This window comes from Mucilaginibacter sp., assembly GCF_041663085.1.
Lineage (GTDB): Bacteria > Bacteroidota > Bacteroidia > Sphingobacteriales > Sphingobacteriaceae > Mucilaginibacter.
Window position 1 is genome coordinate 1 of sequence record NZ_JBAZRC010000026.1, and the last position, 23,696, is coordinate 23,696.

The following is a 23,696-nucleotide window of genomic DNA, read 5'->3' on the forward strand; positions in this document are numbered from 1 at the left end:
GCATTTTCGGCTTCGGCACCGCCCCATGCATTTTTGGCATAGTTAAAGTATTGCCCGGTCAGCATCAGCTCAACAGCGATAGATGGCGGGGTAATTTTATCCGACTGAAAACTTTCGGTCATTTTTAAAAAGTCCTCTTTATAAGGGATGTCCTTTAATATACCGTCGTTTTGCTGAATGCTAACGTGGTTAATGAGGTTGCCGGCCGATTCTGTTAACCCCTTGCTATCATACCATACATAATGGTATTTGTTGATGCGGTAAAATTTGGCGTATTCGGCTGCGAAACCATTTAGGCTGGGGTGTTTTTTTAAAAAATCGGCTATCGCAACACTGTCAAACTTAAGCTGTGGCGCGGCGTTAAAATTACCTTTAATAAGCGTGTCGGCATGGCTTACACTTACTTTAACTTGTTTTTTCGCGGGCGAACTATGGCATCCATAACAAGCGCACAGCAAGCAAAAACTTAGTACAAATACAATAATAAATGTAGGTCGCATCATTCTAACAGGTTATAAAACTCTCGAATATACCTAATTAGTTCCGGATATAGGGGCGATAGTAGGAGTATTGCCATCGCGGCTTTTAAATTCATAAAGTATATAGGTGTCCTCTGCCGGCCCATTAACACACCTCAGCCAGCTTTGCCGCGCAATAATGGGCGAACATGGGCCGTAAGTAAAGATACGTATGGTTCTTTTAAGCGATTCTTTTTTCAATACCTCCAGCATTTGCTGCATCATCGTACCTTCAAAAGGGGTGTACATAAAAAACACGGCACCTTCGGTATAATCGCCCTTTTGGGCGAGGGTGTTAATAAACGTAACATCGGTAAGGTTGAGCCGGGATGCACATGCTGTGGCATAACTATAATAAGCCGGCTCATATTCAACCCCTATGGTTTTGGCGCCGGTTAACAAATTTACCAGTATGGGCACCTGCCCAAGGCCCGAACCGATATCAAAAAAAACATCATCGGGCATTAGTCGGGCCCGCTCTGCCAGCTCTAAAATTATCCTTGCCGGGGTTTGCTGGTAAAACACCATTTCTGGTTCGCGTTCAATCGTTTCTTCGGGCAGGTGACGGTGAAATAGCAACCCGTTTATAAAAAGATCCAGGGTATCGTACCCAACCTTATTGGGCGGACTAAGATCTTCGCCCAGATACTTACGGATCATTGCCTTGAAGGACTCTTCGGTGTAGCCTCCGCGGCGGATCTGCTCCCTAAGCCGCATAAATAAATGCCTGTCTGTTTCTTCCAGCCGGTGTTTTGCTTTTTCGGCACCCTGTTTTAGTTTTTGAAGTTCCGCATCCGGCGCGTCGGGTAGTAAGGCGTTTATCCGGTCGATAATATGGAGATCAATAAAATCAAGCGCGTTGGCCCGGCTGTTAAAATGAGTTTCCCGGCAAATATTCACATCATCTTGTATGCTTCGGATATCATATCGAATTTCGGATATGATAGCTGTTAATTCATCACTCATTACAGCTAAAGGTAACACATCATTACAAAAGTTATGGCAACAAAAAAAGGCGACCCGAACAGGCCGCCTTGTATAAAATGCTGTTTTGTTATTGTTTAGCCGGTGCTGTCTCAGGCGCTTTACCTATCAGGTCCATAAACTGATCGAGTTTAGGGGTGATGATAATTTGCGTACGCCTGTTTTGCGCCTTGCCCGTTGCCGTGTTATTATCGGCAATTGGGTTATACTCGCCACGGCCGCCTGCGGTTAAACGTTTGGGGTCAACCTGGTAGGTGGTTTGCAGCGCTTGCACTACTGATGATGCCCGCAAAGCACTTAAATCCCAGTTATTACGGATGTTCTTCATAGTAATTGGCACGTTATCGGTGTTGCCTTCTATCAGCACATCATAATTGGCGTAATCTTTAATGATCTTGGCTATTTTGCTTAGCGTTGTACCAGCTTTGTCGGTTAGGTCATAGCTGCCCGATTTGTAAAGCATATTATCCGAAAGGGAAATGTAAACAACCCCTTTCAATACTTTTACGTCAACATCCTGCACTTCAGATTGGCTCAGCGAACGGGTAAGATTGTTGGTTAACACTATATTAAGCGAATCGCTTTTGTTTTTGGCGTTCACCAATTGTTGTATGTACCGGTTGGAACTATTGATCTCATCAACCAGTTTAGAAATATTTACGTTACCCTGCCCGCTTGAGGTTAAGCACTTGTCAAGGGCTGATTGTAATTGTTTATTGTTTGAGCGTTCAGAAGCCAGTTGCTCGTCAAGGCTTTTTACACGGTCTTGCGCAACAGCAAAGTTGCGTTCGGTAAGTAAATATTTACCGCGGAGGTCGCGGGTGTTGCTGTCCAGCTTATCGTAACTGGCTTGCAGATCTTTATATTTTTTGCTGCTTACACAGCTGGAAGCTACCACGGCTAACATAAATAGCGAGGGTATCAAAAATCGAATTTTCATATACAGGGGTTTTGGTTAAAAAATTAATTACTAATCATTTAACGAAAGATACAACATAAAGTTTTAAATGAGCAAATTGGCGGTATCACCGGATGGTAAAAAGATCAGTATAGTTTTAAGAAGATATTCTTAATTCGACCAGTTATCCGTTCGGAATGGCTCCATGGGCAAACCCGCAGCACTTTGCAGATTGGTTATAGGGTAGTTGGTAAAAGCATAGCGAACGGCAGCCACAGGTAGTGGCGTTCCGTTAGGCGCGGTTAAAACTATTTTATCACCGCTTATTGTTGCCTCGGCTTTACGGAATACCTTATCGGCCCCGGCTACAAAAAAGAACTGATTGATGGGAGCATTGCCAATGGTATTTAAACCTGTGGCGGTGCCGCTTGTAAAATTTAAGGTAACGGAATTTCCATTTGGCGTAAAAGATGCATACTGTGGCCCAACAGATTGCACAGGCTTGCCATAGGAGTTACTCAAAGCCAATAAGGCAAGCCGGTCGCCAACCTGTTTTTTATAACGGGGGTGGTGATTGGTTACTTCCCCCGCATCCATAGTTATCACCATACCGGCGCCGGGCACACTCGTGCGCACTATAGCCTGCGTTTCGCGGAATTTGGCCAGGTAGTTTAGGGAGGGGTTGCCGCCGCCGTCATCATCAAACGGGGTTATCTGTACATAATAAAATGGTAGTTCGCCCTGGTTAAATTCCGCACGCCAACCTTTTATAAGGGCGACGTTTAGTTTGGTATAATCGGTTAGGGGAACCATTTTCTGGTTGTTTTCGCCCTGGTACCAGGTAAAGCCTTTAACTGATAGCTTGGTTAAGGGGGCTATCATTCCGTTAAAAAGGGTAGAGCTTTGGTGCTGGCCAATATAGCCGGATAACTGTGGATCGTTTTGCAGGGCGGTTTTATTGGTCCATGTTTCGCACCAACTGCCGTTAACCGATGATACAATAATACCGATAGGCACTTGTAGGTCGGTATGTAGTTTGCGGGCAAAAAAGTAAGCCGTGGCGCTTAAAAAGCCGGCATTATCCGGGGAGCATATCACCCAGCTTGCCGGGCTGGAAAAATCAGCCGCCGGGGCCGACTCATAATCTTCTTTAACCGTGTACGACCGGATCTGCGGGTAATTAGCCGCGGCAATTTCTGCCGCATAATTTTCAACACCACCAAATGATGGCGCCAACGGCCCAACGGGCATATTCATGTTTGATTGCCCTGCGCAGACCCACACATCGCCAATTAAAATATTATTAAAAGCAATATCAGTTTCGCCGGGAGTGGCAATACTCAATGTTTGCGGCGACGCATTGGCTGGTGATGCCGGGATATAAACCTCCCAGGTTCCTGCGGCTGTCGAGGTTGCCGTTATGGGCGCATTATTCCAGCTTGCGTTTATGGTAATTACACTTGTTGGTTTAGCGGTGCCCCATATTTTAGCGGGCTTATCGCGTTGTATAACCATATTGCTTTGCAACACTCCGGCTACGCTAAATAACTCATAAATTACGGGGGGCTTGGTTGTTGGGGGTACAACAGTATTGATAGGACTATCTTTTTTACAACCGGCAATAACAAGCAGGCATAACAGGCATACTAACAGGCGTTGTTTCACGGTGTTAAAATAACAAATATTTAAGAATCTATGCTGTAAAATTAAAGAGGCCGGTTACAAACAGCCGGCCTTGTTTTAAGAATAAAATGCCTCATCGGCAGGAGATTCATCCTCCTTTTCGTCATTCTTTTTGATGGCGGTTTCGGTATTAATAATACTCCGGTTTTTGGGTGGTGTTGGTGCCGCGCCGGTGAGCGACACCCCGCCAATAGCTAATAATAAAAAAAGCATCAGGCCGAAAAGCCGTAGTGTTTTTTTGAGCCTTTTCATGTATACAGATAAGCGCAGGCTATGAACGAAGCATAGCCATGCCGTTAAAAAAGTAATTAAATAACACGGTGCTTATGCCTGGTGCGGCGGATCTGTAGCTTTTGGGATGTGATTGTGGATTTGCAAAAATACCCGCTGTTTTGGTTTAGCGGAGATAGCTTGCTGAGCCTGCCTTGCTGCAAGGGCGTGGTTAAATATTGCTATCGCGATAGCAAATTGAAGGCGTTGGGGTAAAAAAAGATATTGTTTATTATGGTTACTGCTAACTATACGCGCGTAACTAACAGTGCTTTTAATTATTCGCGAAGCGGGTACAAGCCATTCCGATTGGGGAATGGTGGTTCCTTGTTGTACAACACTATCACCCGAAAAGGTAAAAATGCTAAGTAGCATGGCCAAAAAAAGGAGACCTTTTTTGCCATTATTTTTAATAGCGATATGTTGTTTACCACGTAACAATAAGTAAAGGTAATGTTTTATTTATTAATGCTTTTAATAACGAAATGGTAACATTATCGCTAAGTATTTGTTGATGGATAGGGTTTTAATAACTTGCCGCAGAAACAATATTATCATGATAAAGGATCATAAACTTATACTCATAACAGGCTTAACCTTGTTGACCAGCGCCGGGTTTGCCCAACAGCTAAAGCTAACGCCCGATGTTAAGCAGGCCATGGATGCCGTTAGCGCCGATAAAATAAAAGCCGATATCACTTACCTGGCCGACGACAAACTAAAAGGCCGCGGCCCGGGTACCGAAGGTTACCAGATGGCAGTTGATTACGTGGTTGGCCAGCTAAAAGCGGTAAACGTTAAGCCCGCCGGCGAAGGCGGCACATGGTTACAAAAGGTACGCCTGCGTAAAGCCACTCCGCAAGATGCGCAGTTAGCCATAAATAACCAGCCTGCGGCAAAAGGCAGCTTTGTGTTTTTCCCAAACCCGGCGGTTGCTCAGATAAACCTCACTGCCGGGCTGGCATTTGCGGGCTATGGCATCAGCGAACCAGGCCTTGGGTATGATGATTATGCAGGGCTTGATGTAAAAGGCAAAGTGGTGATTGTTATGCGCGGCGCGCCCGAAAAATTCCCATCATCGGTTATGGCGCATGTAATGAGTACCGATAATATTTTAAAGGTGGCGGCAAATCACGGCGCAGCAGGTGTTTTTATCGCGCTGCCCGGGCCAAATTCCCGTGTGCCCGATCTGAGCCGTGGCTCGTACAGTGTTTTGGGCGATAAAGGTGAGGTTGTTGTATCTTCCACCTACAACAAACAAATACAGGTGCTTGCGGTAATAAACGCGGCTGTTTTAAACCCGTTAATGCAGCAAACCGGTAAAGATATCCGGCAGATAACCGACCAGCTAAAGGCCGGTACGCCGGGTTCCTTTGCTATTGATTCAAAGGTAACGCTAAGCTATACCTCAACCTACCAGGATATTTTGAGCTATAATGTAATAGGTAAAATAGAAGGGACCGATGCCAAACTTAAAAACGAATATGTTATCCACAGCGCCCACCTTGATCATTTAGGGATTGGCAAACCGGTAGAAGGCGATTCTATTTATAATGGCGCACACGATAATGCATCGGGCACGGCCAGCGTATTGGGCATTGCCAAGATCTACAGCCAGATAAAAGTAAAACCCAAACGTTCCATCTTATTTGTATTGATGACCGGCGAAGAAATGGGCGATTTGGGGTCGGGTTATTTTGCAAAACACCCAACCGTGCCCGTTAAAAGCCTGGTGGCCGATGTGAATACGGATATGCCAACCATTATTGCGCCGCTGCTATCCATCACCGCATTGGGCGCTGAGCATTCATCGCTGGCCAATCAGGTTGACCAGGCGGCAGGCTACCTTGGCCTTGAAGTACAACCCGACCCCGAACCCAAACAGGTACGTTTTGTGCGCAGCGATCAGTACAGCTTTGTGTTAGCCGGGATACCGGCCCTGCATGTAAAATATGGCACAAAAACCGCCGATGGTAAAAACAACCTGAACGACTTTGTAGCCACATGGCGCGCCAAATACTACCACAAACCGCAGGACGATATAAACGGCATCTTTGATTTTGAGGCGGGCAAAAAGTACGCGCAGCTCAACTTCCTGATAGGTTACCTGGTTGCACAGGACCCGGCAAGGCCAACATGGAACAAAGGCGATATATTTGAAGTGAAATAAAACAGCCCAAACAGGGTTTTATAAAATATGATAAGCAATACGGCAGTAGGAACAGGATCGAGATTAATAAATTTGAAATGCCCGGCATGCGGTGCCGAATATGATGCATCTGTACCGAATACCTTTTGTAAAACGGATGGCTGTAACAGCACGCTGTTTGCGCAGTACGACTTGGGCCAGCCCCTTGAGAAAGCCATTTTAAAAGACCGCCCGGCAAGCATGTGGCGCTACCGCGAACTGCTGCCTGTTATTGGCGAGGAAAATATTGTGACCATGGGCGAGGGGTTTACACCCATTATCCCCATAGAAAACCTGAAGCAATTTACCGTAGGCAATGATGTTTACTGGAAGAACGAGGCAGGTAATCCAACGGGCTCATTCAAAGCCCGGGGCATAGGTATGGCGGTATCAAAAGCCAAAGAATTAGGCATAGAAACCATTGCCACACCAACAGCAGGTAATGCGGGAGGGGCATTGGCTGCCTACGCAGCACGGGCAGGCATCAAAGCGGTGGTATATATGCCAAAACTAACCCCGCAGGTTTTTAAGGACGAGTGCCGTCTTTATGGCGCCCACCTGGTTGAAGTTGACGGCAATATTGCTGATTGCGGTAAACTGGTTGCCGATGGCGCCGCAGAACACGGCTGGTTCCAGATCTCGACACTGAAAGAGCCCTATCGTTTGGAAGGCAAAAAAACAATGGGCTTTGAAATTGCCGAGCAGTTTAACTGGCAACTGCCCGATGTAGTGTTTTACCCAACCGGCGGCGGTACAGGGCTTATCGGCATCTGGAAAGCCTTTGATGAATTGGAGCAGCTGGGCTGGATTGGCAGTAAACGCCCGCGCATGGTAGCCGTACAATCCGAAAGCTGCAACGGCATCGTAACCGCGTTTAATGGCTGGCAAAGCAGCGCCGAATTTGTTGACGGCGGCTTTACCATAGCCAATGGCCTGCGTGTGCCAAAATCATTTGCCGACAAGGTAATACTAAAAGTACTGCGCGATAGCAAAGGCACGGCGTTATCCATAAGCGATGCGGATATGAATACTGCAGTAAAGGAAATAGCGCGTAACGAAGGTATGCTGATTGCTCCCGAAGGAGCGGCGCTTTGGCAGGCCTATAAAAAACTAAAAAAATCAGGCTGGATCCAACCGGGCGAAAGTGTGGTGCTGGTAAACACCGGCAGCGGGTATAAGTATTTGGAGAATATCAGTATTTAAATCAGCTTAAATTTCTTTTCACTTCCATAACGGGCTTTGGGGGCGTGTGTCCGGATATGCCCCTAAGTTGTCGCGTTTACGCCCTTTTGCATCAATTAATTGGCTGCATATTTGTGTTATTATATTAACCAATACCAATAACCAAATAACATGTTAAAAGATTCAAAAGCATTCAGTGGCTTTTCGGTAAATGATATCGATGCCGCCAAAGCCTTTTACGGCGAAACCTTAGGATTGCAGGTTGATGAAAATGCAGAAATGGGTGGGTTACTCACTATTCATATCAATGGCAACAATAATAATATTTTGGTTTACCCCAAGCCAAACCACCAGCCTGCCACATATACTATTCTGAATTTCCCGGTAAAGGACGTAGAAGCAACCGTAAAAGAGCTGGCCGCCCGCGGTGTAAAATTCGAGATCTACGATAGCGAATATCTTAAAACCGATGAGCACGGCGTATCAAAAGGAAACGGCGGCCCAACCATTGCCTGGTTTAAAGACCCGGCGGGGAATTTCCTGTCGGTAATTGAGATTGGTTCGGAATAGGCGCGCGTTAATTACTAATTAAATTCTTAAAACCTTAATTAAGGCTGAATGTTAAATAGTTATGAGCCTGGAAAAATATGCCGCTAAGCGCGATTTTACAAAAACCGCCGAACCCAAAGCCGGAATAAGCAAGGATAAGAATAAGCTGATGTTCGTGATCCAAAAGCACGATGCATCGCGCCTGCACTATGATTTTCGGCTGGAAATGGATGGCGTATTAAAAAGTTGGGCGGTACCAAAAGGGCCCTCAACCGACCCCAAGAACAAAAGGTTGGCCATGATGGTAGAAGACCACCCGTTCGACTACCGTAATTTTGAGGGCATTATCCCGCAGGGCGAATACGGCGGCGGTACCGTTATTGTTTGGGATGAAGGTACCTACGAGCCTATCGAAGAAATAAAGGGCGGTAAAAAGGCTCAGGAGAAACACTTGCTGAAACAACTTAAAGAAGGCTCACTAAAAATAAAGCTCCACGGCGAAAGGCTGGAAGGCGAATACGCCCTTGTTAAAACCCATGGCATGGGCGAGAACGGCTGGCTGCTCATAAAACATAAAGATGATTTTGCATCTGCTGCGGATATCACAAAAAAGGATAAATCCGTCCTGTCCGGCAAAACCATCGAAAAGATGGAGAAAACCAGCGATAAGGTTTGGAAGGACGGCGAGGAGCAGGATGTAGAAGAAGAAAAACCAAAGAAGACAGGATCAAAAAAAAAACGCCATGAGCCGGTAGCCGACCTGGAAGAAGTGGCGGAGGAAACTACCAGGGATAAAAAAATTGATACTGAAGCTATCCTGAAAAAAGCACTAAAAGGCAAAATCCCAACCGGGATAAAACCCATGCTTGCCACCCTGGTGAATGAACCCTTTGACGACCCGGATTGGGTATACGAAGTAAAATGGGATGGTTACCGCACACTTGGCTTTATTAACAAAGGCGAGGTGCAGCTGCTATCGCGCAATAACAAAGATTTTAACGAGAAGTATTATCCGCTGAAAAAACTGCTGGAAAGCTGGAAGATTAACGCGGTTATTGATGGTGAGATACTGGTGCTGAATGACAACGGGGTTTCCAACTTTGGCGCCCTCCAAAACTGGCGCAGCGAAGCCGATGGCGAACTGGTGCTGTATATATTTGACATACTATGGTGCGAGGGTAAAAACCTGATGGGCTTACCGCTGATAGAACGACAGGCCATTATGCGCGATGTTATCCCCACTGATGACGATCGGGTACGACTGAGCCAAACCTTTAAGGCCAACGGCACCGAGTTTTTTGAGGCTGCCGGTAAAATAGGATTAGAGGGCATCATGGCTAAAAGGGCAAGCAGTACTTACGTACCTGACAATCGCTCTAAAGACTGGCTGAAAATAAAGATCAATAAGCGGCAGGAGGTGGTGATTGGCGGCTATACTAAAAATGAGGGGACGGCCAAGCAGTTTAGCTCGCTTTTGCTTGGAGTTTACGAGGGCGGGAAGCTGCAATATGTTGGTAAAGTAGGCACCGGTTTCTCTGATAAGTTACAGAAGGAAATGATGGCCCTGTTTAAACCATTAATTGTGGATAAAGTGCCGTTTACCAGCGAGCCTGATGTAAATAAGCCATCGCGCTTTAGGCCAAATCCGCCGAAGGCGAAAGCCACTTGGCTAAAGCCCGAGCTGGTTTGCGAAGTAAGTTTTGCCGAAGTGACCAGCGATGGCGTGTTCCGCCACCCGTCATTCGAGGGCATGCGTGTTGACAAGAAAGCCAAAGAAGTGGTCCGCGAAACGGAGGTGGAAACGGATGAAATTGTGGAAGAGGAGCATCACACCGAAAAGAAAACCGAGCCTAAACACAAGTTGGTTAGCGCGCCTAAAGAAGGCGTGAAACGTACGCTTCTTAATCCAAAAGAAGAAACCCAGGTAAAAAAGATCTGCGGTCACGACCTTAAATTTACCCACCTCAGCAAAGTTTATTGGCCCGAAGACGGCATCACCAAGCGGGATCTGTTTAACTACTATTACCAGGTGGCTGAATACATTTTGCCGTATCTGAAAGACAGGCCGCAATCGCTTAACCGTTTCCCTAACGGCATCCATGGTCCAAGCTTTTACCAGAAGGATGTGCGCGGCAAATCGCCGGACTGGGTGAGGACATTCCCCTATACCACCAGCGAGGGAGAGGATAAAGATTACCTTGTGGGCCATGATGAAGCCACCTTGCTTTGGATGGCATCCTTAGGTTGTATTGAAATGAACCCCTGGTTTAGCCGCATCCAGTCGCCGGACAACCCGGATTATTGTGTCATAGATCTCGATCCCGACAAAAATACCTTCGACCAGGTGATACAGGCCGCGCAGGAAGTGAAGAAAGTGCTTGATGCGATCGATGTTCCCAGCTATTGCAAAACATCGGGCTCCACCGGTATGCATATTTATATCCCGTTGGGGGCTAAATATGATTATGACCAGTCGCAGATGTTTGCACGGCTTATTGTGAATATTGTGCACCAGCAGATCCCCGATTATACCTCCCTGGAGCGCATGGTGAAGAACCGCGATGGTAAAATGTACCTCGACTTTTTACAGAACCGCCCTGGGGCTACTATTGCCGGGCCATATTCGCTTAGGCCAAAACCCGGCGCTACCGTTTCTATGCCGCTGCATTGGGATGAAGTAAAACCTGGTTTAACCATGAAACATTTTACCATACACAATTCCATTGCCCGGTTAAAAAAGGAGGGCGATCTGTTTAAAGGTGTTTTGGATAAAGGGATCGATCTGGAGAAAACGATTAAAAAAGCGCAGAGCATATTTCAATAAGTGTTCACGTTCACTGCCGTGGCCGAATGTGAACATCAATAAATGGCTGATAATCAGGCGTCCTGAAATTCGCCTACTGGCAAAATATCGCCACCATTATTGTGGTATAAATACCTATAAAGCTACCGCGAGTTTAGCGTAGCGTAACTGGTGCTGGGCATGTATAAAACATTCTGCTTTCGTCAGCTGAAAGCTGACCCAATGCGCGCCACGAGCTGAAAGCTCGCGGCAGCGGTCAGCCATATTTCCCACCTTGTCATCCTGAGCGATAGCGAAGGATCTATTGGCAAACTATCCTCTCAAACTTGCATGGCGGTTATTAGATGCTTTACTATCGCTCAGCATGACAACCTGTTTAATTAAAATTATTACATTCATAATCAGTTAGTTAAAATAAATCCCCTAAGAAATACTAATCGATTAGTTGTAATACTAATTGATTAGTAGTAAACTTGTTTTATAATTAGAATTTTATGCAAAAACTGGCTAAGCGCGAAGAACAAATAATGCAGGTATTTTGGAAACTGGGGAAAGCCTTTATCAAAGAGATCATCCCAGAAATGCCCGACCCAAAGCCGCATTATAACTCGGTAGCTACCATGGTGAAGATACTGGAAGAGAAGGGGTTTTTGGATCATGATACTATCGGTAACATTTATCATTACTATCCAAAAGTTACCCGCGAGGAGTATCAGAAACACGCCATGAAGGATATTGTAAGCCAGTATTTCGACGACTCGTACCCGAGCATGCTGGCCTTTTTTGCTAAGGAACAGAAAATTAGCGAACACGAACTGGAAGAGATCTTAAACCTGATTAAAACCAATAAAAAATGATACCATACGTATTGCATGTTGCATTGCTGATAGGCTTTTGCCTTTTGTTTTATAAGTTGCTATTGCAAAAGGAAACCTTTCATCATTTAAACCGCTGGGTGCTATTGGCTTGCCTGGCACTGACATTTGTGCTGCCATTGCTGCGCGTGCCGCAACAGTGGGCTTTACGAAAAGCGCACGAGGCTACTGTAGTAGCCTCTCCGAACCTGAACCAGTCGCCGCAAAAGCCGGTGCAGTTTATTGAACACCCCGAGCCGCAGCCTGTAAAGCCAACGGTAGTGCCGGTAAAGGAAACATCGGTTACCGAAACGGCTACCGCGCTGATGCCGCAACTTTTAAAATGGGCATTATGGCTTTACTGGTGCGGTGTTGTAGCCTTTGGGTTAAACTTTTTGCTGCAGGTAATTGTGCTGGTGCGCCAGGCCTATAAAAGCCCGGCCATACAGGATGGGCAGTTCCGTAATGTAGAGCTGCATACTGATAAAGCCCCATGCTCTTTCGGCAATTATATTTTTATAAACCCGGCTAAATATGATTGGGATACCTACAGCCAGATACTGCTGCACGAGAAGATCCACATTAAACAGGGGCACAGCTTCGATTTGTTATTGGCCGAGCTGATGCTGGTGTTCCAGTGGTTTAACCCATTTGCGTGGTTGTACCGTAAAGAACTGGAGAATAACCTTGAATATTTAACCGATAGCGATGTGCTAACTCATAACGAAGTAGAAAGAGAAATGTACCAAATGAGCCTGCTAAAGGTATCTGTACCCAACCTGTCGCTTCGAATAACAACCAACTATAATCAATCACTCCTTAAAAAACGAATTGTTATGATGAACGCAAAACGATCAAACATCCATACCACCTGGAAATACTTTTTCCTGCTGCCGCTAATGGCATTTTTAATGTGCGCTTTTAATGAGCCAATGGCAAGCCGCCGCCCGGTAACGCTTAAAACCGAAACGAATTTTGTTAACGATGATGATGCCAGTGAAGGCACATGGACCGCAACCATAAAAGGCAGTAAAGTGGATGTGCAGTTTAACAGCGATGGCGACAAAAACCACATGAGCAACAGCGATTTCCTGTTAAGCGAGTTTACGGCATTGCCAAGAAACGCTAACGGCGATTTTAAACTGATCCGCGAAGCGGGAACCATGAACTTTACCGGCAAGTTTGACGGGAATAGAGGCAGCGGCCATTACAAATTTGTAGCCAATGCCGACTATACCAAATACCTGCAAAGCCAGGGTATAAACGATATTGAGAAGAACGACGAGATGGCCTTTTTTATGATCAATATTAAAAAGAGCTACGTAGCCATGATGCACCGCCAGGGGTACAAAAACCTGTCGAAAGGCGACCTGATAGCTACTGCCGCCCTGGGGGTAGATGAGCCGTATATCACATCCCTAAAGCAAAACGGCTTCCCTAATATTACCGAGCAGGAGCTGATAACCGGGAAGGCAATGGGTATAAACGGAGAATACATAGGCGAGATCCGCAAAGCGGGTTATCCAAAAGTGTCTTTTGAGAAACTGGTAAGCTTTAAGGCGCAGGGAATAAACGGGCAGTATATTGCTAAATTTAAAAATGCCCGCGCCGGAACAGCGGCGCCTGCTAATATTAAAAGGAAAAACCCGGCATCCAAAGCTGACGAAGATAATGCCGATGATATGATAGCCTATAAAGCCTTAGGTGTAGATGATGCGTTTGTGAACGGCTTAAAAAATGCAGGCTTAACCAACCTGAGCAGCAGCGACCTTACTGGTATGAAAGCCGTTGGCGTAACGCCGGAGTATGTACAAAGCTTTAAAAATGCCGGGTACACAATGGGGACGGAGGATTATGTATCAATGAAAGCATTGGGCATAACCCCCGAATATTTAAACGGGTTTAAAAATGCCGGCTTTAAAATAAATGCCGACAAAGCGGCGGGGCTGAAAGCATTGGGTGTAACGCCAGAATATGTGAAGAGCTTTAAAGGCATGGGTTTTAGCGATATTTCTTTAGATGATGCAACCGCATTGAAAGCTTTAGGGATAACCCCGAAGTACATCACAGATATGCGCGAAAAAGGCTTTAAATCAAACGATATCAATAAGTATATCACCATGAAAAGCGCCTTTTAATTAACCTATGAAAACAATAACTATTTCGGTGTTGATCTTTTTTCTGTTGATAGGGCACATTTGCCAGGCTCAGACAAATATCAGCGCCGGGATAGATTCTATATTTGCCATATGTTGTGCACACCGGCGCATGGGCTGGGTATAGAACCATCATCAGGATGTTTCCTGATCAAAAATTAGCGTTTATTGTTTTGGGGAACGCTAACGACAATAACCTTAGCGGAGGGCTTACCGGGAAGCTTGTGGGCCTGTTCCTGGAAAAGAAGAATGACACTGTGGCGCCGGCAAAAATAACAGTGAGTTATCACCCCGCTAATGCTGTATTAAATAAATATACCGGCAATCATAAATGGGGCGGTGGTGAAGTTGCCATAACGCAGGATAAAGGCGTATTAATGTTTCGGTACAGCGGTGAAAATGCGTACCCTACTGTGGCCCTTTCAGATTCGGTATTCCTGTTAGAAGCAGCAAACAAAACGGTTACCTTTCATACCAATAAAAACGGCGTGGTAAATGCGTTTACATTTAGAGATAAACCGGCTAAACGCTTTATGATTTATAAAACGCCACCAGGGGAATTGCCTCAATATACAGGTGTTTATTATAGCCCCGAATTAGAAGCTCAATACCGGGTTTATGTAAAAGATAGAAAACTGTTTATCCACCATTTTCGCCGCGGCGATTTTGAGCTATCGTCAAACACTAAAGATGAATTTACCGGCGATATAGGTACGTTAGCTTTTTACAGGGATGCCAAAGGCATATCCGGGTTTAAGCTCTCTGGCGGCCGTGTTCGGAATATCCGGTTCAATAAATTAAAGGAATTGCCAATTAATTAAGCCGCTAACTGCATCGCAACCTTATTGATCAGGGCGTTCATGTCAAACGGTTTGTGTAATACATCGTTTGGTGCGCCATCCTGGGTTAGTGCGGCATCAAGATTATCTTCAGACGAGCAGATGATCACCGGCAGATCTTTTGTTGCCTTATTTAGTTTTAATATTTTGCAGATATCGCGGCCATCCATGCCGGGCATTATGGCATCTATTATCAACAGATCGGGGTGGGTGCTTTTTACTTCTTCGATTACATGGTAACCATTTGGAAGCGATGATACCTCATAGCCGCTATTGATGAGGATGTAGCTCATTACTTCTACTATCAGCTCGTTGTCGTCAACTATTAATATCTTCTTGTTCATGGCTTTGTATTTCAATAAGTTATGCAAAGCCCATGCCGAAAACCACTTACCTGTAAAAATCAGGCTAAATCAAAAGGGCGGATACATATCCGCCCTTTTGTTGTATATAATACTAAGCAATTTATGCGTGTATAAACAATTCGCTTGCAGGCCTGCGTACTTTTGCTGCCCGGCTTGTGGCATCATCTTCTGCGCGGTAGCCAATGGTTGCAATAACAGTTGCTGTTAAGCCTTTTTCTGTTAAACCTAAAATTTTGTCAAACCCGGCGGGGTCAAAGCCTTCCATCGGGCAAATATCAACATCCTGCTCGGCTGCTGCAGTAACCAAAACACCAAGGCCAATATAAGCTTGTTTTTGCGCCCAAACCAACAACTGCTCTGGTGTGCGGGCGTTAATGGCCCCCAACACCATACTTTCATAACCGGCTAATGCTTCACGGGGAACGTTACGTGTTGCGGCAACATTAGCAATAAACTTTTTGCCAAAATCCTCGTTAATATTTGTTTCGGCGGCAAAAACTATCAGTTGTGATGCATCTGTAATTTGCGGCTGGCCGTAGGCAACTTCACGCAGTTGGGCACGGATGGCGGCATCTTCAATCACTAATATGCGGTAATGCTGTAAGCCTAATGATGATGGGGCCAACTGCACGGCATCTAATATGTTTTGTAATTTATCAGCAGCGATCTTTTTGGTGCTGTCGAACTTTTTAGTGGCATAACGCCAGTTTAATTTATCTACTAATGACATGATTTTCTTCTTTTGCATTAAATATGTGGGCAAACATATATGTTTAAACATGCAAAATGGTCATGCAGAAGTAAAGACTATAATACAGTAGTTTTTAATAAAAAGGATTAAAATTCGTCGGCCGTTGATGCGGCCTCGGGGGCATCGCTTTCAAAACATATTTGCGCCTGGGCCAAATTAAAAGTGAAGTTATAATAGGAGTGCTGGTTGGGATGATTTTTAATTAAATCCTCGCAGCCAAAGGTTAATTGCATGTCATACGTCAACCGTAAACGCCCCTTTAATATATCCTGATCAAAGTGTACGACTTCAAAACGTATATTACTGATTGCCGATGGGCCAAACTTTGGCTTGTTTTCGTATTGTATGGCAGATGCCAGGCTGCTGAGCGCGGGTTCCTGCGGGGCAAAAATTAAATTTAACCCTGTTAGTAATTGTTCCCCGTTTTCGGGAATGGCAAAGCCGGCGGGTAATAGGGTAGTAAACCGTTCCTGCATATTAAGGCATGCGGTCTTTTAACTCTTTCACCTTTTCTTTGCCCTCATCTTTCAACCGGTTTTTCTCAGCCTTTATTTCTTTTTTGGTTTTACCGGCGGTATCCACGTTATCTACCCGTAATTTATAATCGGCTTTTACCTTTTCAATTTCCTGTTTAAGGCGGGTTTTTATAGCGTCATTGGTTTCCTCTATCTTCTTTTCAAGCTTGGCTGCGGTAGTATCCTTTTTACCAAATAAGCGTTGGAAAAAATTAGGGTGCTTTGGCTCTTCAAAAACAGGCGTAACGCCAATGCCCGTGTTGTTATCATCGTCGGTTTGATGCATCAGGCTATCTGCCACAGCTGTATCTATAGGGGCAATTGTTCTGCGCAGGCCTTCCCGTAAACGCACCGCGTAAAAGCCATAGGCGTTCGTGTCGCGCGCTGTAAGCCCTTTGCCCGCCATCAGCCTGCCTATAAGGTTAAAATAGCCATGCAGGCCCTGCCTAAGCGTCCCATCGGGCTGGAAAGCATAGAGGCCTGCTTTGGGGTTAGGTACAATGCTGGCCAGGTAAATACTCTCGCCAATGGTAAGCTCTGATGGCGATTTGCCAAAATAATACCTTGCGGCTTCGCCTATGCCATAAATACCCCGGCCCCATTCAATAATGTTAAAGTAAACCTCCAGCATCCTGTTTTTGCTCATGATGCGGTTATTCTCTATCAGCCAAACGATCAGGATCTCCTCTATCTTTCGCGACAGGGTTTTGTTGCGGCTTAAAAATGCGTTTTTGATCAGCTGCATGGAAATGGTACTGCCACCTCGTTTAAATTTCTTTTCCTTGATGTCGGTAATGAATGATTTGCGGATAGACTCATCCACAAAACCGCGGTTGGTGTAAAAAGACGGGTCTTCGGCCGTCATTACCGCATTGCGTACATTTGGCGAGATCTGTTCCAACGGGGTAAAGTTAGAAGCACCGGGACCGATAGTATGCGGCGGCATGGCTTTACCTTTTTCGTACGGTGTGTAAACAAATGTTTTGTTAAGCTTGCCCAGGTCGGCTTTGCCATATTTCAGTATCCGGAAATCTTTGTCTTTTTGCAGGCGCGAATCAAAAACCATGTCATCAATATGCGCCCAGTTCAGGAACATGTTAAGACTGTAGTTTAGTTTGCCTGTTGCCTGTATGCCATCTAACGATTCGAACATCCCGGTAGGGAACGAATCGAAAACATCCTGCGCGTTAACCCAGCCGGTGTTTACCTTTACCTCGTATATTTTAACCGGGTTAAGTGTGTATTTTAAATATGGGTTAGCGGTAAGCTTTTTTAGGTGGATAACAGATGAGCTATCGAGCGAGATATAATTAGTGCCCACAAATACGTTGGCATCTATCGATCCATTGGGTATCACAATATCATTTACCGATAACCCGGGATGGTTCAATAACAGGTTGCGTACACTCCATGACCCATATACCTTTGTTTCGCCATCGCTGTGTTTAACGTTGCTTAGGCGGGTGCTCAGGGTATCAAAGTTTAGCTTTAGTTTAAATTTCTTTTCGATGATGGGCAGCTCTACCTTTTTACCCTCGGCATACAGGTGAACATCAATATCTTTATCTGATGGTTGCATTTTACCATCAATATGCCAGGTGGCAGCCCCGTCATCAACTTTTATGGTTGAGGCCAGCTTACCATCTTTAATAATGGCGGTTTTAGCCAGCATTTTTACGTGGGCGCTATCATCAACAAAACTCACCAAAAAATTATGCAGCGAAAGGTTATCAGGGATCTTGTAAAGCACCTCATTGATGAGGTTGTTTGACAGCTCGGACAGGTCTACCTTATTACCAGTATTGGTAGTGTCTTTTTTCTTTTTAAACAGGAAATCGAAATTTTTTACGCCTTTTATGCTGGTTAAATTGAGGTGGCCGTTCTGTAAAATAACATCAGCCAGTTTTATGTTGCCAAATATCAGCGGGAGAACCTTTACGCTAACACTAAAATCTTTTACCGAAAACAGGCTGTCGCGCTGAAATGGTACTACGCTGATATCGGTAAAAGCAACGGTACTAAGCCCTGTAAAACGCGCCGAACCTATTTTTACATCTAAATTATAATCCCTTTTGGCTTTTGCTTTAGCTTTGTAAATAGCTTTTTGCAGCAATACCTCACGTTTAGAATAGGCAACGTATCCGCCTATCAGCATAATAACTACTAATATTAGAACGGTTATACCTGCAATACGGATATATTTGGGGTTGATACGGCGCATATAGGAATTTTGCTTCAAAACTAAACTAAATATAATGTGGTGCAAACGGTTGCAAACTGCAAATTGTTTTCTTAACAAACGTATGCTGCTGCCTGTTTTCGTATTTTTGCGATTAAATAAATATGGAATTTACTAAAGAACAAGTTTTACAAGCCCTCGGAAATGTTGAGGAGCCCGATCTGAAAAAAGACCTGGTAACCCTGAACATGATCCAGGATATACATATTGATGGCAACAAGCTAAGCTTTTCGGTTGTGCTTACCACACCGGCATGCCCGTTAAAAGCGTTAATAGAAAATGCCTGCCGCAACGCCATTGGTCATTTCATGAGTAAAGAGATTGAAGTTACCGTGAATATGACGTCGCGGGTTACCTCGCAAAAAAACACAGGTGTGCCGGGCGTTAAAAATATTATCGCGGTAGCATCGGGTAAAGGAGGGGTAGGTAAATCTACCGTATCTGTTAACCTGGCGCTGGCGCTTTCAAAAACCGGTGCAAAGGTGGGTTTGATAGATGCCGATATTTACGGTCCGTCTATCCCGATTATGTTCGGGTTAGAGAACCAACGCCCAAAAGCTACACAGGAGAACGGCAAAACACGCATAGAACCGATTGAGAAATACGGCATCAAATTGCTTTCGATAGGTTTCTTTACAGACCCAAACCAGCCGGTGCCATGGCGCGGGCCAATGGTGTCAACAGCGGTAAAACAACTGTTTAACGATGCTGATTGGGGCGAGCTGGATTACCTGGTAGTAGACCTGCCACCGGGTACTGGCGATATCCATATTACGGTTACACAAAGTTTCCCGGTTACAGGAGCTGTAATAGTAACTACGCCGCAAAATGTAGCACTGGCCGACGCTAAAAAAGGTATTGGTATGTTTTTGATGCCTGCCATCAATGTGCCCATTATGGGAGTTGTTGAGAACATGGCCTACTTTACGCCAGCGGAATTGCCCGATAACAAATACTACATATTTGGCCAGGGAGGCGGCAAAAGGCTTGCAGAAACTTTAGATGTACCATTTTTAGGCGAAATCCCGTTAATAAAGGGAATCAGCGACTCGGGTGATGCGGGCAGGCCTATTGTGATGGACGATGATGGTGTAATGACCACCGCATTTATGGAAATGGCCAGGCGCGTTGCCCAGCAGGTTTCTATTTGTAATGCCCAAAAGGCCGATAACTTAAATGTGGTAAATAATTAATAACTTTACTTTATAAATTTAAATAAAAAATGAGTTTAACAGATCAGGTGGAAGCAGCGTTGGATACCATAAGGCCTTACTTAGAGGCAGATGGCGGAAACGTTTCTGTAGAAGAGATCACCCCTGAAAAAGTGGTAAAGCTAAAGTTGCTTGGTTCTTGCGGGTCGTGCCCGATGAGTATCATGACGCTTAAAGCAGGTATTGAACAAGCCATTTTAAAGGCTGTGCCGGAAATTACCGGTATTGAGGCGATAAACCTAACCGACATTGACGACCCCAATGCAGTGCTTCCTGAAAATTTAAGATAGTGTTAAGAAGTGTTAAATACGCTTATTGATATTTTTCAATAGCGTATTTTTACCCGCCAGTGTATAACTAAGTTAAACATGGCAGGTAATTTGTGTAATTAGGTTAAATGAAAAGATTAATAGGCATATTTTTTTTACTGACATCTTTATCAGCATTTGCCCAAAAAAAAGAGGCTCCGCTGGTACAGTTTACGGGTGTGGTATACAATGCCGATAGCACATCTGTTATAGTGCCTTATGTGAGTGTTACCAACATTAGCCAGCATAATTCTGTTACTGTAACAAACTTTAAAGGTTACTTTTCATTTGTGGCACATGAACAGGACTCCCTGCAGTTTACAGCCATTGGCTATGCACCCGTAACGGTTGTTATACCTGCCGATATAAAAAGCAAAAGCTACACCGTACGCGTTTTAATAAAACCGCAAATAACCAACCTGCCAATGGTTAGGGTATTCCCCTGGGCTACGACAGACGAGTTCAGGAAAGATTTTGTAAACGCTAAAATAGCCGACGATGACCTTGCAATTGCCCGCAAAAATATCAGCCGGTCATCTATAATGGCCATGACCAACAGCCTGCCGCGCGACGGTCAGGAAATACAATCGGCCAATTCACAATACATGCACCAGGATATTGTTAACTCGCATTCCCGTACTAATCCATTGCTAAATCCGCTTGCCTGGGGCAGCTTAATTAAGTCGATAACCGACGGAGACAGCAAGTAAGAGAGAATCAGGATTTTAGAATCAAGAGACAAGACAGCTGCAAAAGCTGATATCTATAATAGAAAAGGGCTTCGATAATTCGAAGCCCTTTTCTATTTGTATATGTTTTCAGTCTTGATTCTTATGTCTTGACTTCTTGACTCTTTTCTAACGTCCTTTCTTGGCCGCCGGGAATTTCATGCGGTAATCTACATCAACAGCGCCTTTTGAAATATCGTTAAGCTTTTTCTCTATCAGGCGTTTGCGTAGCGGGCTTAATTTATCGGTAAATAGTTTTCCCTCAATATGGTCATACTCGTGCTGTATAACGCGGGCAGCCATGCCACGGTAAGTTTCTTCGTGATGTTTCCAGTCCTCATCATAGTACGAGATCTTAATAACCGGCTTGCGGCTTACATCCTCACGGATATCCGGGATGCTCAGGCAGCCTTCGTTAAAAGCCCACTCTTCACCGGTTTCTTCTAATATAGTAGCATTAATAAATGCTTTTTTGAAATCCTTTAGTTCCGGCTCTTCATCATCAAACGGGGAAACATCAATTACAAACAAACGCATAGACATACCCACCTGTGGGGCAGCCAGGCCAACGCCGCGGGCGCCATACATGGTTTCAAACATGTTGCCTATCAGTTCTTTTATATGAGGGTACTCATCAGGCTCAATAGAAGGGGCTTTTTTCCTTAAAACCGGGTCGCCGTATGCTACTATAGGATATTTCATAGTACAAAGGTAAAAGTTTTATTACTTAGGCTCAAATAATAAGGTTATCATACGGTCATTATCAAAAATTTCGTTGCTGATCTCCAGGAGGCCTTCTGCTGTAACCGCGTTTATTTTAGCGAAGATCTCCTCCAGCGAGTCGATCCGGTTAAAATCGAGCAGGCTTTTTGCCATAGATATGATCAGGCTCATGCGGCTCTCTTCGGCCAGAGCTATCTGTCCAATAAATTTTTCTTTGGCTTGTTTTAGCTGTACTGTTCCAAGCTTATTATCGCGCAGTTTCTTTAGTTCTTTATGTACCAGTTTAAGCGCTTTTTCGGCCTTTTCTGCATCGGTACCAAAGTAAATAGAGAAGATACCCGTATCTGTTAACGAGGTGTAATTAGATTCGATGGTGTAAGCGATGCCGTGTTTCTCGCGAATCTCCAGGTTAAGCCGGTTGCTCATGCCCATGCCGCCCAAAACATTATTGAGCAGCAACAACCCGTATTTATTTTGATGTGCCGATGGATACGCCCTGCCGCCCAAAATACAATGCGTTTGCGAGATGGGTTTTTGCAAGGCATAAATGCCGTGGCTTATCGCATCGGGCGCTATCCTGTTTTTTTGACTGGTGTTTTCGGGCACGTTGCCAAAATACTTTTCGCACAGCTTTACCAGTTTCTTAAAATCATAATCGCCATAAACGGCGAAGATCATTTGGTGGGTATTGTTATTGGCCGCGGTAAACTGTTTAATATCAGCACCGTTTAGTATGCCAACGCTTTCGGGCGTACCTAAAATGTTGTTGCCTATGGGGTGCCCTTTAAAAAGGTACTCTTCAAAATCGTCTTGTATGGCTTCCTCGGGCTGGTCCAGGTATGAAGAGATCTCGTCCAGTATTACACCGCGTTCCTTTTCCATTTCATCTTCGGGGAAGGTAGAGTGGAACAGGATATCCTCAAACAGGTCAACAGCGCGCTCCAGGTGTTGTTTTAATAATGAAGCATGGATACAGGTATACTCTTTGGTTGTGTATGCATTCAAATCAGCGCCAACAAGTTCCAGATGGTTTAGTATCTGGGGGGTGCTGCGCCTTTCGGTTTCCTTAAAAAGCAGGTGCTCAATAAAATGGGCCAGTCCTTCTTTTTGGGGCAATTCATCGCGTGATCCGGCGTTTAGTACAAAACAGCAGTGCGTAATAGGCGAGGGCGAATGTTTAAATAATATGCGGATGCCATTTGGCAGCGCGTGAACCTGGTGATCTGTCATAAAAGGTTCAAAGATAGCGTTTAAACCTCCAAATTGTTTGGTATTGCTTATGTTTACCCTATGAAATTACAAATAGCCGACCTTGAATTTGAGCCGATGTACCCGCACGAGGTTATACAACAACGCATTGCCGAACTGGCGCAGCAAATAAATAATGATTTTGAAGGCCGCCAGCCCATATTTGTGGGCATACTGAACGGCAGTTTTATGTTTGCATCAGACTTGCTGAAAGAAATTGTTGTCCCCTGCGAAGTAACTTTTACTAAGCTGGCATCTTATTTTGGTGGCTTATCAAGCACCCGTACCATCCGGGATGATTTTGATTTGCACGTAAACATAACAGGGAAGGACGTTATCCTTTTGGAGGATATTATTGACAGCGGTAATACCATTAAATACCTGATAGAAAAGCTACTAATACGCAATCCTGCGTCAATTACTGTTTGTACCCTGCTTTTTAAGCCAGACTCTGTTGAACACAGTATTGAAGAGCTAAAATACGTAGCCTTCCAGATCCCTAATAAATTTGTGGTGGGCTACGGGTTAGATTACAGGGAACTGGGCAGAAACTTAAGAGGCATCTATCAGAAGGTAGGGTAAGGTATAGGCTTACTATTTCGTACTCAATAATGCGTCAATCTCCGGCTTTAAATTATCATCGCCGGGGCGTTTGGCGTTGTCGCTGAACACGTTGCCATTCTT

The 23,696-nt window shown here is 44.8% G+C and carries 22 protein-coding genes and 1 pseudogene; 11 read left to right on the top strand and 12 right to left on the bottom strand.

From position 1 onward, the window contains the following. The 6 genes and pseudogenes from WC615_RS07695 to WC615_RS07720 form a co-directional block, all read right to left on the bottom strand. Nucleotides 1-503 (bottom strand): annotated as a pseudogene (locus tag WC615_RS07695) (hypothetical protein); the annotation flags it as partial. 30 nt (nt 504-533) lie between these two features. Further along, nucleotides 534-1,502 carry a hypothetical protein gene (locus WC615_RS07700; protein WP_372977526.1) on the bottom strand — a complete coding sequence of 323 codons (969 nt, stop codon included), beginning with the start codon at nt 1,500-1,502 and terminating at the stop codon, nt 534-536. A gap of 70 nt (nt 1,503-1,572) precedes the next feature. Further along, nucleotides 1,573-2,442: a flagellar motor protein MotB gene (locus WC615_RS07705; RefSeq protein WP_372977527.1), complete on the bottom strand. Its 870-nt coding sequence runs from the start codon at nt 2,440-2,442 to the stop codon at nt 1,573-1,575. Between the two features lie 129 nt (nt 2,443-2,571). Further along, on the bottom strand, nt 2,572-4,065 hold the full coding sequence (locus tag WC615_RS07710) for a sialate O-acetylesterase (RefSeq protein WP_372977528.1): 1,494 nt from the start codon (nt 4,063-4,065) through the stop codon (nt 2,572-2,574). A 75-nt stretch (nt 4,066-4,140) separates the two neighbouring features. Then, the gene (locus tag WC615_RS07715) at nt 4,141-4,335 is read right to left on the bottom strand and encodes a hypothetical protein (protein ID WP_372977529.1); all 195 of its coding nucleotides are present in this window, start codon (nt 4,333-4,335) and stop codon (nt 4,141-4,143) included. A 72-nt stretch (nt 4,336-4,407) separates the two neighbouring features. Continuing rightward, complete coding sequence (locus WC615_RS07720; protein WP_372977530.1) at nt 4,408-4,728, bottom strand: hypothetical protein; 321 nt, start codon at nt 4,726-4,728, stop codon at nt 4,408-4,410. Nucleotides 4,729-4,909: 181 nt separating this feature from the next. On the opposite strand from WC615_RS07720, the gene WC615_RS07725 reads away from it, so the two are divergent. From WC615_RS07725 to WC615_RS07755, 7 genes are all read left to right on the top strand, one after another. Then, nucleotides 4,910-6,523: a M28 family peptidase gene (locus WC615_RS07725; protein WP_372977531.1), complete on the top strand. Its 1,614-nt coding sequence runs from the start codon at nt 4,910-4,912 to the stop codon at nt 6,521-6,523. 27 nt (nt 6,524-6,550) lie between these two features. Further along, complete coding sequence (locus WC615_RS07730) at nt 6,551-7,744, top strand: threonine synthase (RefSeq protein ID WP_372977532.1); 1,194 nt, start codon at nt 6,551-6,553, stop codon at nt 7,742-7,744. A gap of 150 nt (nt 7,745-7,894) precedes the next feature. Further along, the gene (locus tag WC615_RS07735) at nt 7,895-8,293 is read left to right on the top strand and encodes a VOC family protein (RefSeq protein ID WP_372977533.1); all 399 of its coding nucleotides are present in this window, start codon (nt 7,895-7,897) and stop codon (nt 8,291-8,293) included. 61 nt (nt 8,294-8,354) lie between these two features. Then, entirely contained in the window at nt 8,355-11,096 is a 2,742-nt protein-coding gene (gene ligD, locus WC615_RS07740) for a DNA ligase D (protein WP_372977534.1), read from the top strand. 473 nt (nt 11,097-11,569) lie between these two features. Next, the gene (locus tag WC615_RS07745) at nt 11,570-11,932 is read left to right on the top strand and encodes a BlaI/MecI/CopY family transcriptional regulator (RefSeq protein WP_372977535.1); all 363 of its coding nucleotides are present in this window, start codon (nt 11,570-11,572) and stop codon (nt 11,930-11,932) included. After that, nucleotides 11,929-14,067, top strand: a complete 2,139-nt coding sequence (locus tag WC615_RS07750; RefSeq protein WP_372977536.1) for a M56 family metallopeptidase — start codon at nt 11,929-11,931, stop codon at nt 14,065-14,067. The genes WC615_RS07745 and WC615_RS07750 overlap by 4 nt, the downstream gene beginning before the upstream one ends. Before the next feature lie 158 nt (nt 14,068-14,225). Beyond that, nucleotides 14,226-14,906, top strand: coding sequence for a hypothetical protein (locus tag WC615_RS07755; protein WP_372977537.1), 681 nt, complete (start codon nt 14,226-14,228; stop codon nt 14,904-14,906). On the opposite strand, the gene WC615_RS07760 is transcribed toward WC615_RS07755, so the two are convergent. The 4 genes from WC615_RS07760 to WC615_RS07775 all read right to left on the bottom strand — a co-directional run bounded on the left by WC615_RS07760 (nt 14,903) and on the right by WC615_RS07775 (nt 18,794). Further along, nucleotides 14,903-15,268 (bottom strand): PleD family two-component system response regulator, encoded by a 366-nt coding sequence (locus tag WC615_RS07760; RefSeq protein ID WP_372977538.1) that lies wholly within the window; start codon nt 15,266-15,268, stop codon nt 14,903-14,905. The genes WC615_RS07755 and WC615_RS07760 overlap by 4 nt on opposite strands. A 121-nt stretch (nt 15,269-15,389) precedes the next feature. Further along, nucleotides 15,390-16,037 carry an NAD(P)H-dependent oxidoreductase gene (locus WC615_RS07765; RefSeq protein ID WP_372977539.1) on the bottom strand — a complete coding sequence of 216 codons (648 nt, stop codon included), beginning with the start codon at nt 16,035-16,037 and terminating at the stop codon, nt 15,390-15,392. Between the two features lie 89 nt (nt 16,038-16,126). Beyond that, a complete protein-coding gene (locus WC615_RS07770; protein WP_372977540.1) occupies nt 16,127-16,516 on the bottom strand; it encodes a hypothetical protein in 390 nt (129 codons plus the stop codon). 1 nt (nt 16,517) lies between these two features. After that, a complete protein-coding gene (locus WC615_RS07775) occupies nt 16,518-18,794 on the bottom strand; it encodes a transglycosylase domain-containing protein (protein WP_372977541.1) in 2,277 nt (758 codons plus the stop codon). Nucleotides 18,795-18,898: 104 nt separating this feature from the next. On the opposite strand from WC615_RS07775, the gene WC615_RS07780 reads away from it, so the two are divergent. The 3 genes from WC615_RS07780 (at nt 18,899) to WC615_RS07790 (ending at nt 21,023) form a co-directional block, all read left to right on the top strand. Further along, nucleotides 18,899-19,987 (top strand): Mrp/NBP35 family ATP-binding protein, encoded by a 1,089-nt coding sequence (locus tag WC615_RS07780; RefSeq protein WP_372977542.1) that lies wholly within the window; start codon nt 18,899-18,901, stop codon nt 19,985-19,987. Between the two features lie 29 nt (nt 19,988-20,016). Then, the gene (locus WC615_RS07785; RefSeq protein WP_067056480.1) at nt 20,017-20,295 is read left to right on the top strand and encodes a NifU family protein; all 279 of its coding nucleotides are present in this window, start codon (nt 20,017-20,019) and stop codon (nt 20,293-20,295) included. Nucleotides 20,296-20,402: 107 nt separating this feature from the next. Then, nucleotides 20,403-21,023 (top strand): hypothetical protein, encoded by a 621-nt coding sequence (locus WC615_RS07790; protein ID WP_372977543.1) that lies wholly within the window; start codon nt 20,403-20,405, stop codon nt 21,021-21,023. 147 nt (nt 21,024-21,170) lie between these two features. Here WC615_RS07790 and def read toward each other — a convergent pair whose 3' ends face one another. Both def and WC615_RS07800 read right to left on the bottom strand, forming a co-directional pair. Beyond that, nucleotides 21,171-21,743 (bottom strand): peptide deformylase, encoded by a 573-nt coding sequence (def, locus tag WC615_RS07795; protein ID WP_372977544.1) that lies wholly within the window; start codon nt 21,741-21,743, stop codon nt 21,171-21,173. A 21-nt stretch (nt 21,744-21,764) separates the two neighbouring features. After that, nucleotides 21,765-22,994, bottom strand: coding sequence for a M16 family metallopeptidase (locus WC615_RS07800; RefSeq protein ID WP_372977545.1), 1,230 nt, complete (start codon nt 22,992-22,994; stop codon nt 21,765-21,767). A 60-nt stretch (nt 22,995-23,054) separates the two neighbouring features. On the opposite strand from WC615_RS07800, the gene hpt reads away from it, so the two are divergent. Further along, a complete protein-coding gene (gene hpt, locus WC615_RS07805) occupies nt 23,055-23,594 on the top strand; it encodes a hypoxanthine phosphoribosyltransferase (protein ID WP_372977546.1) in 540 nt (179 codons plus the stop codon). Nucleotides 23,595-23,696 lie beyond the last annotated feature (102 nt).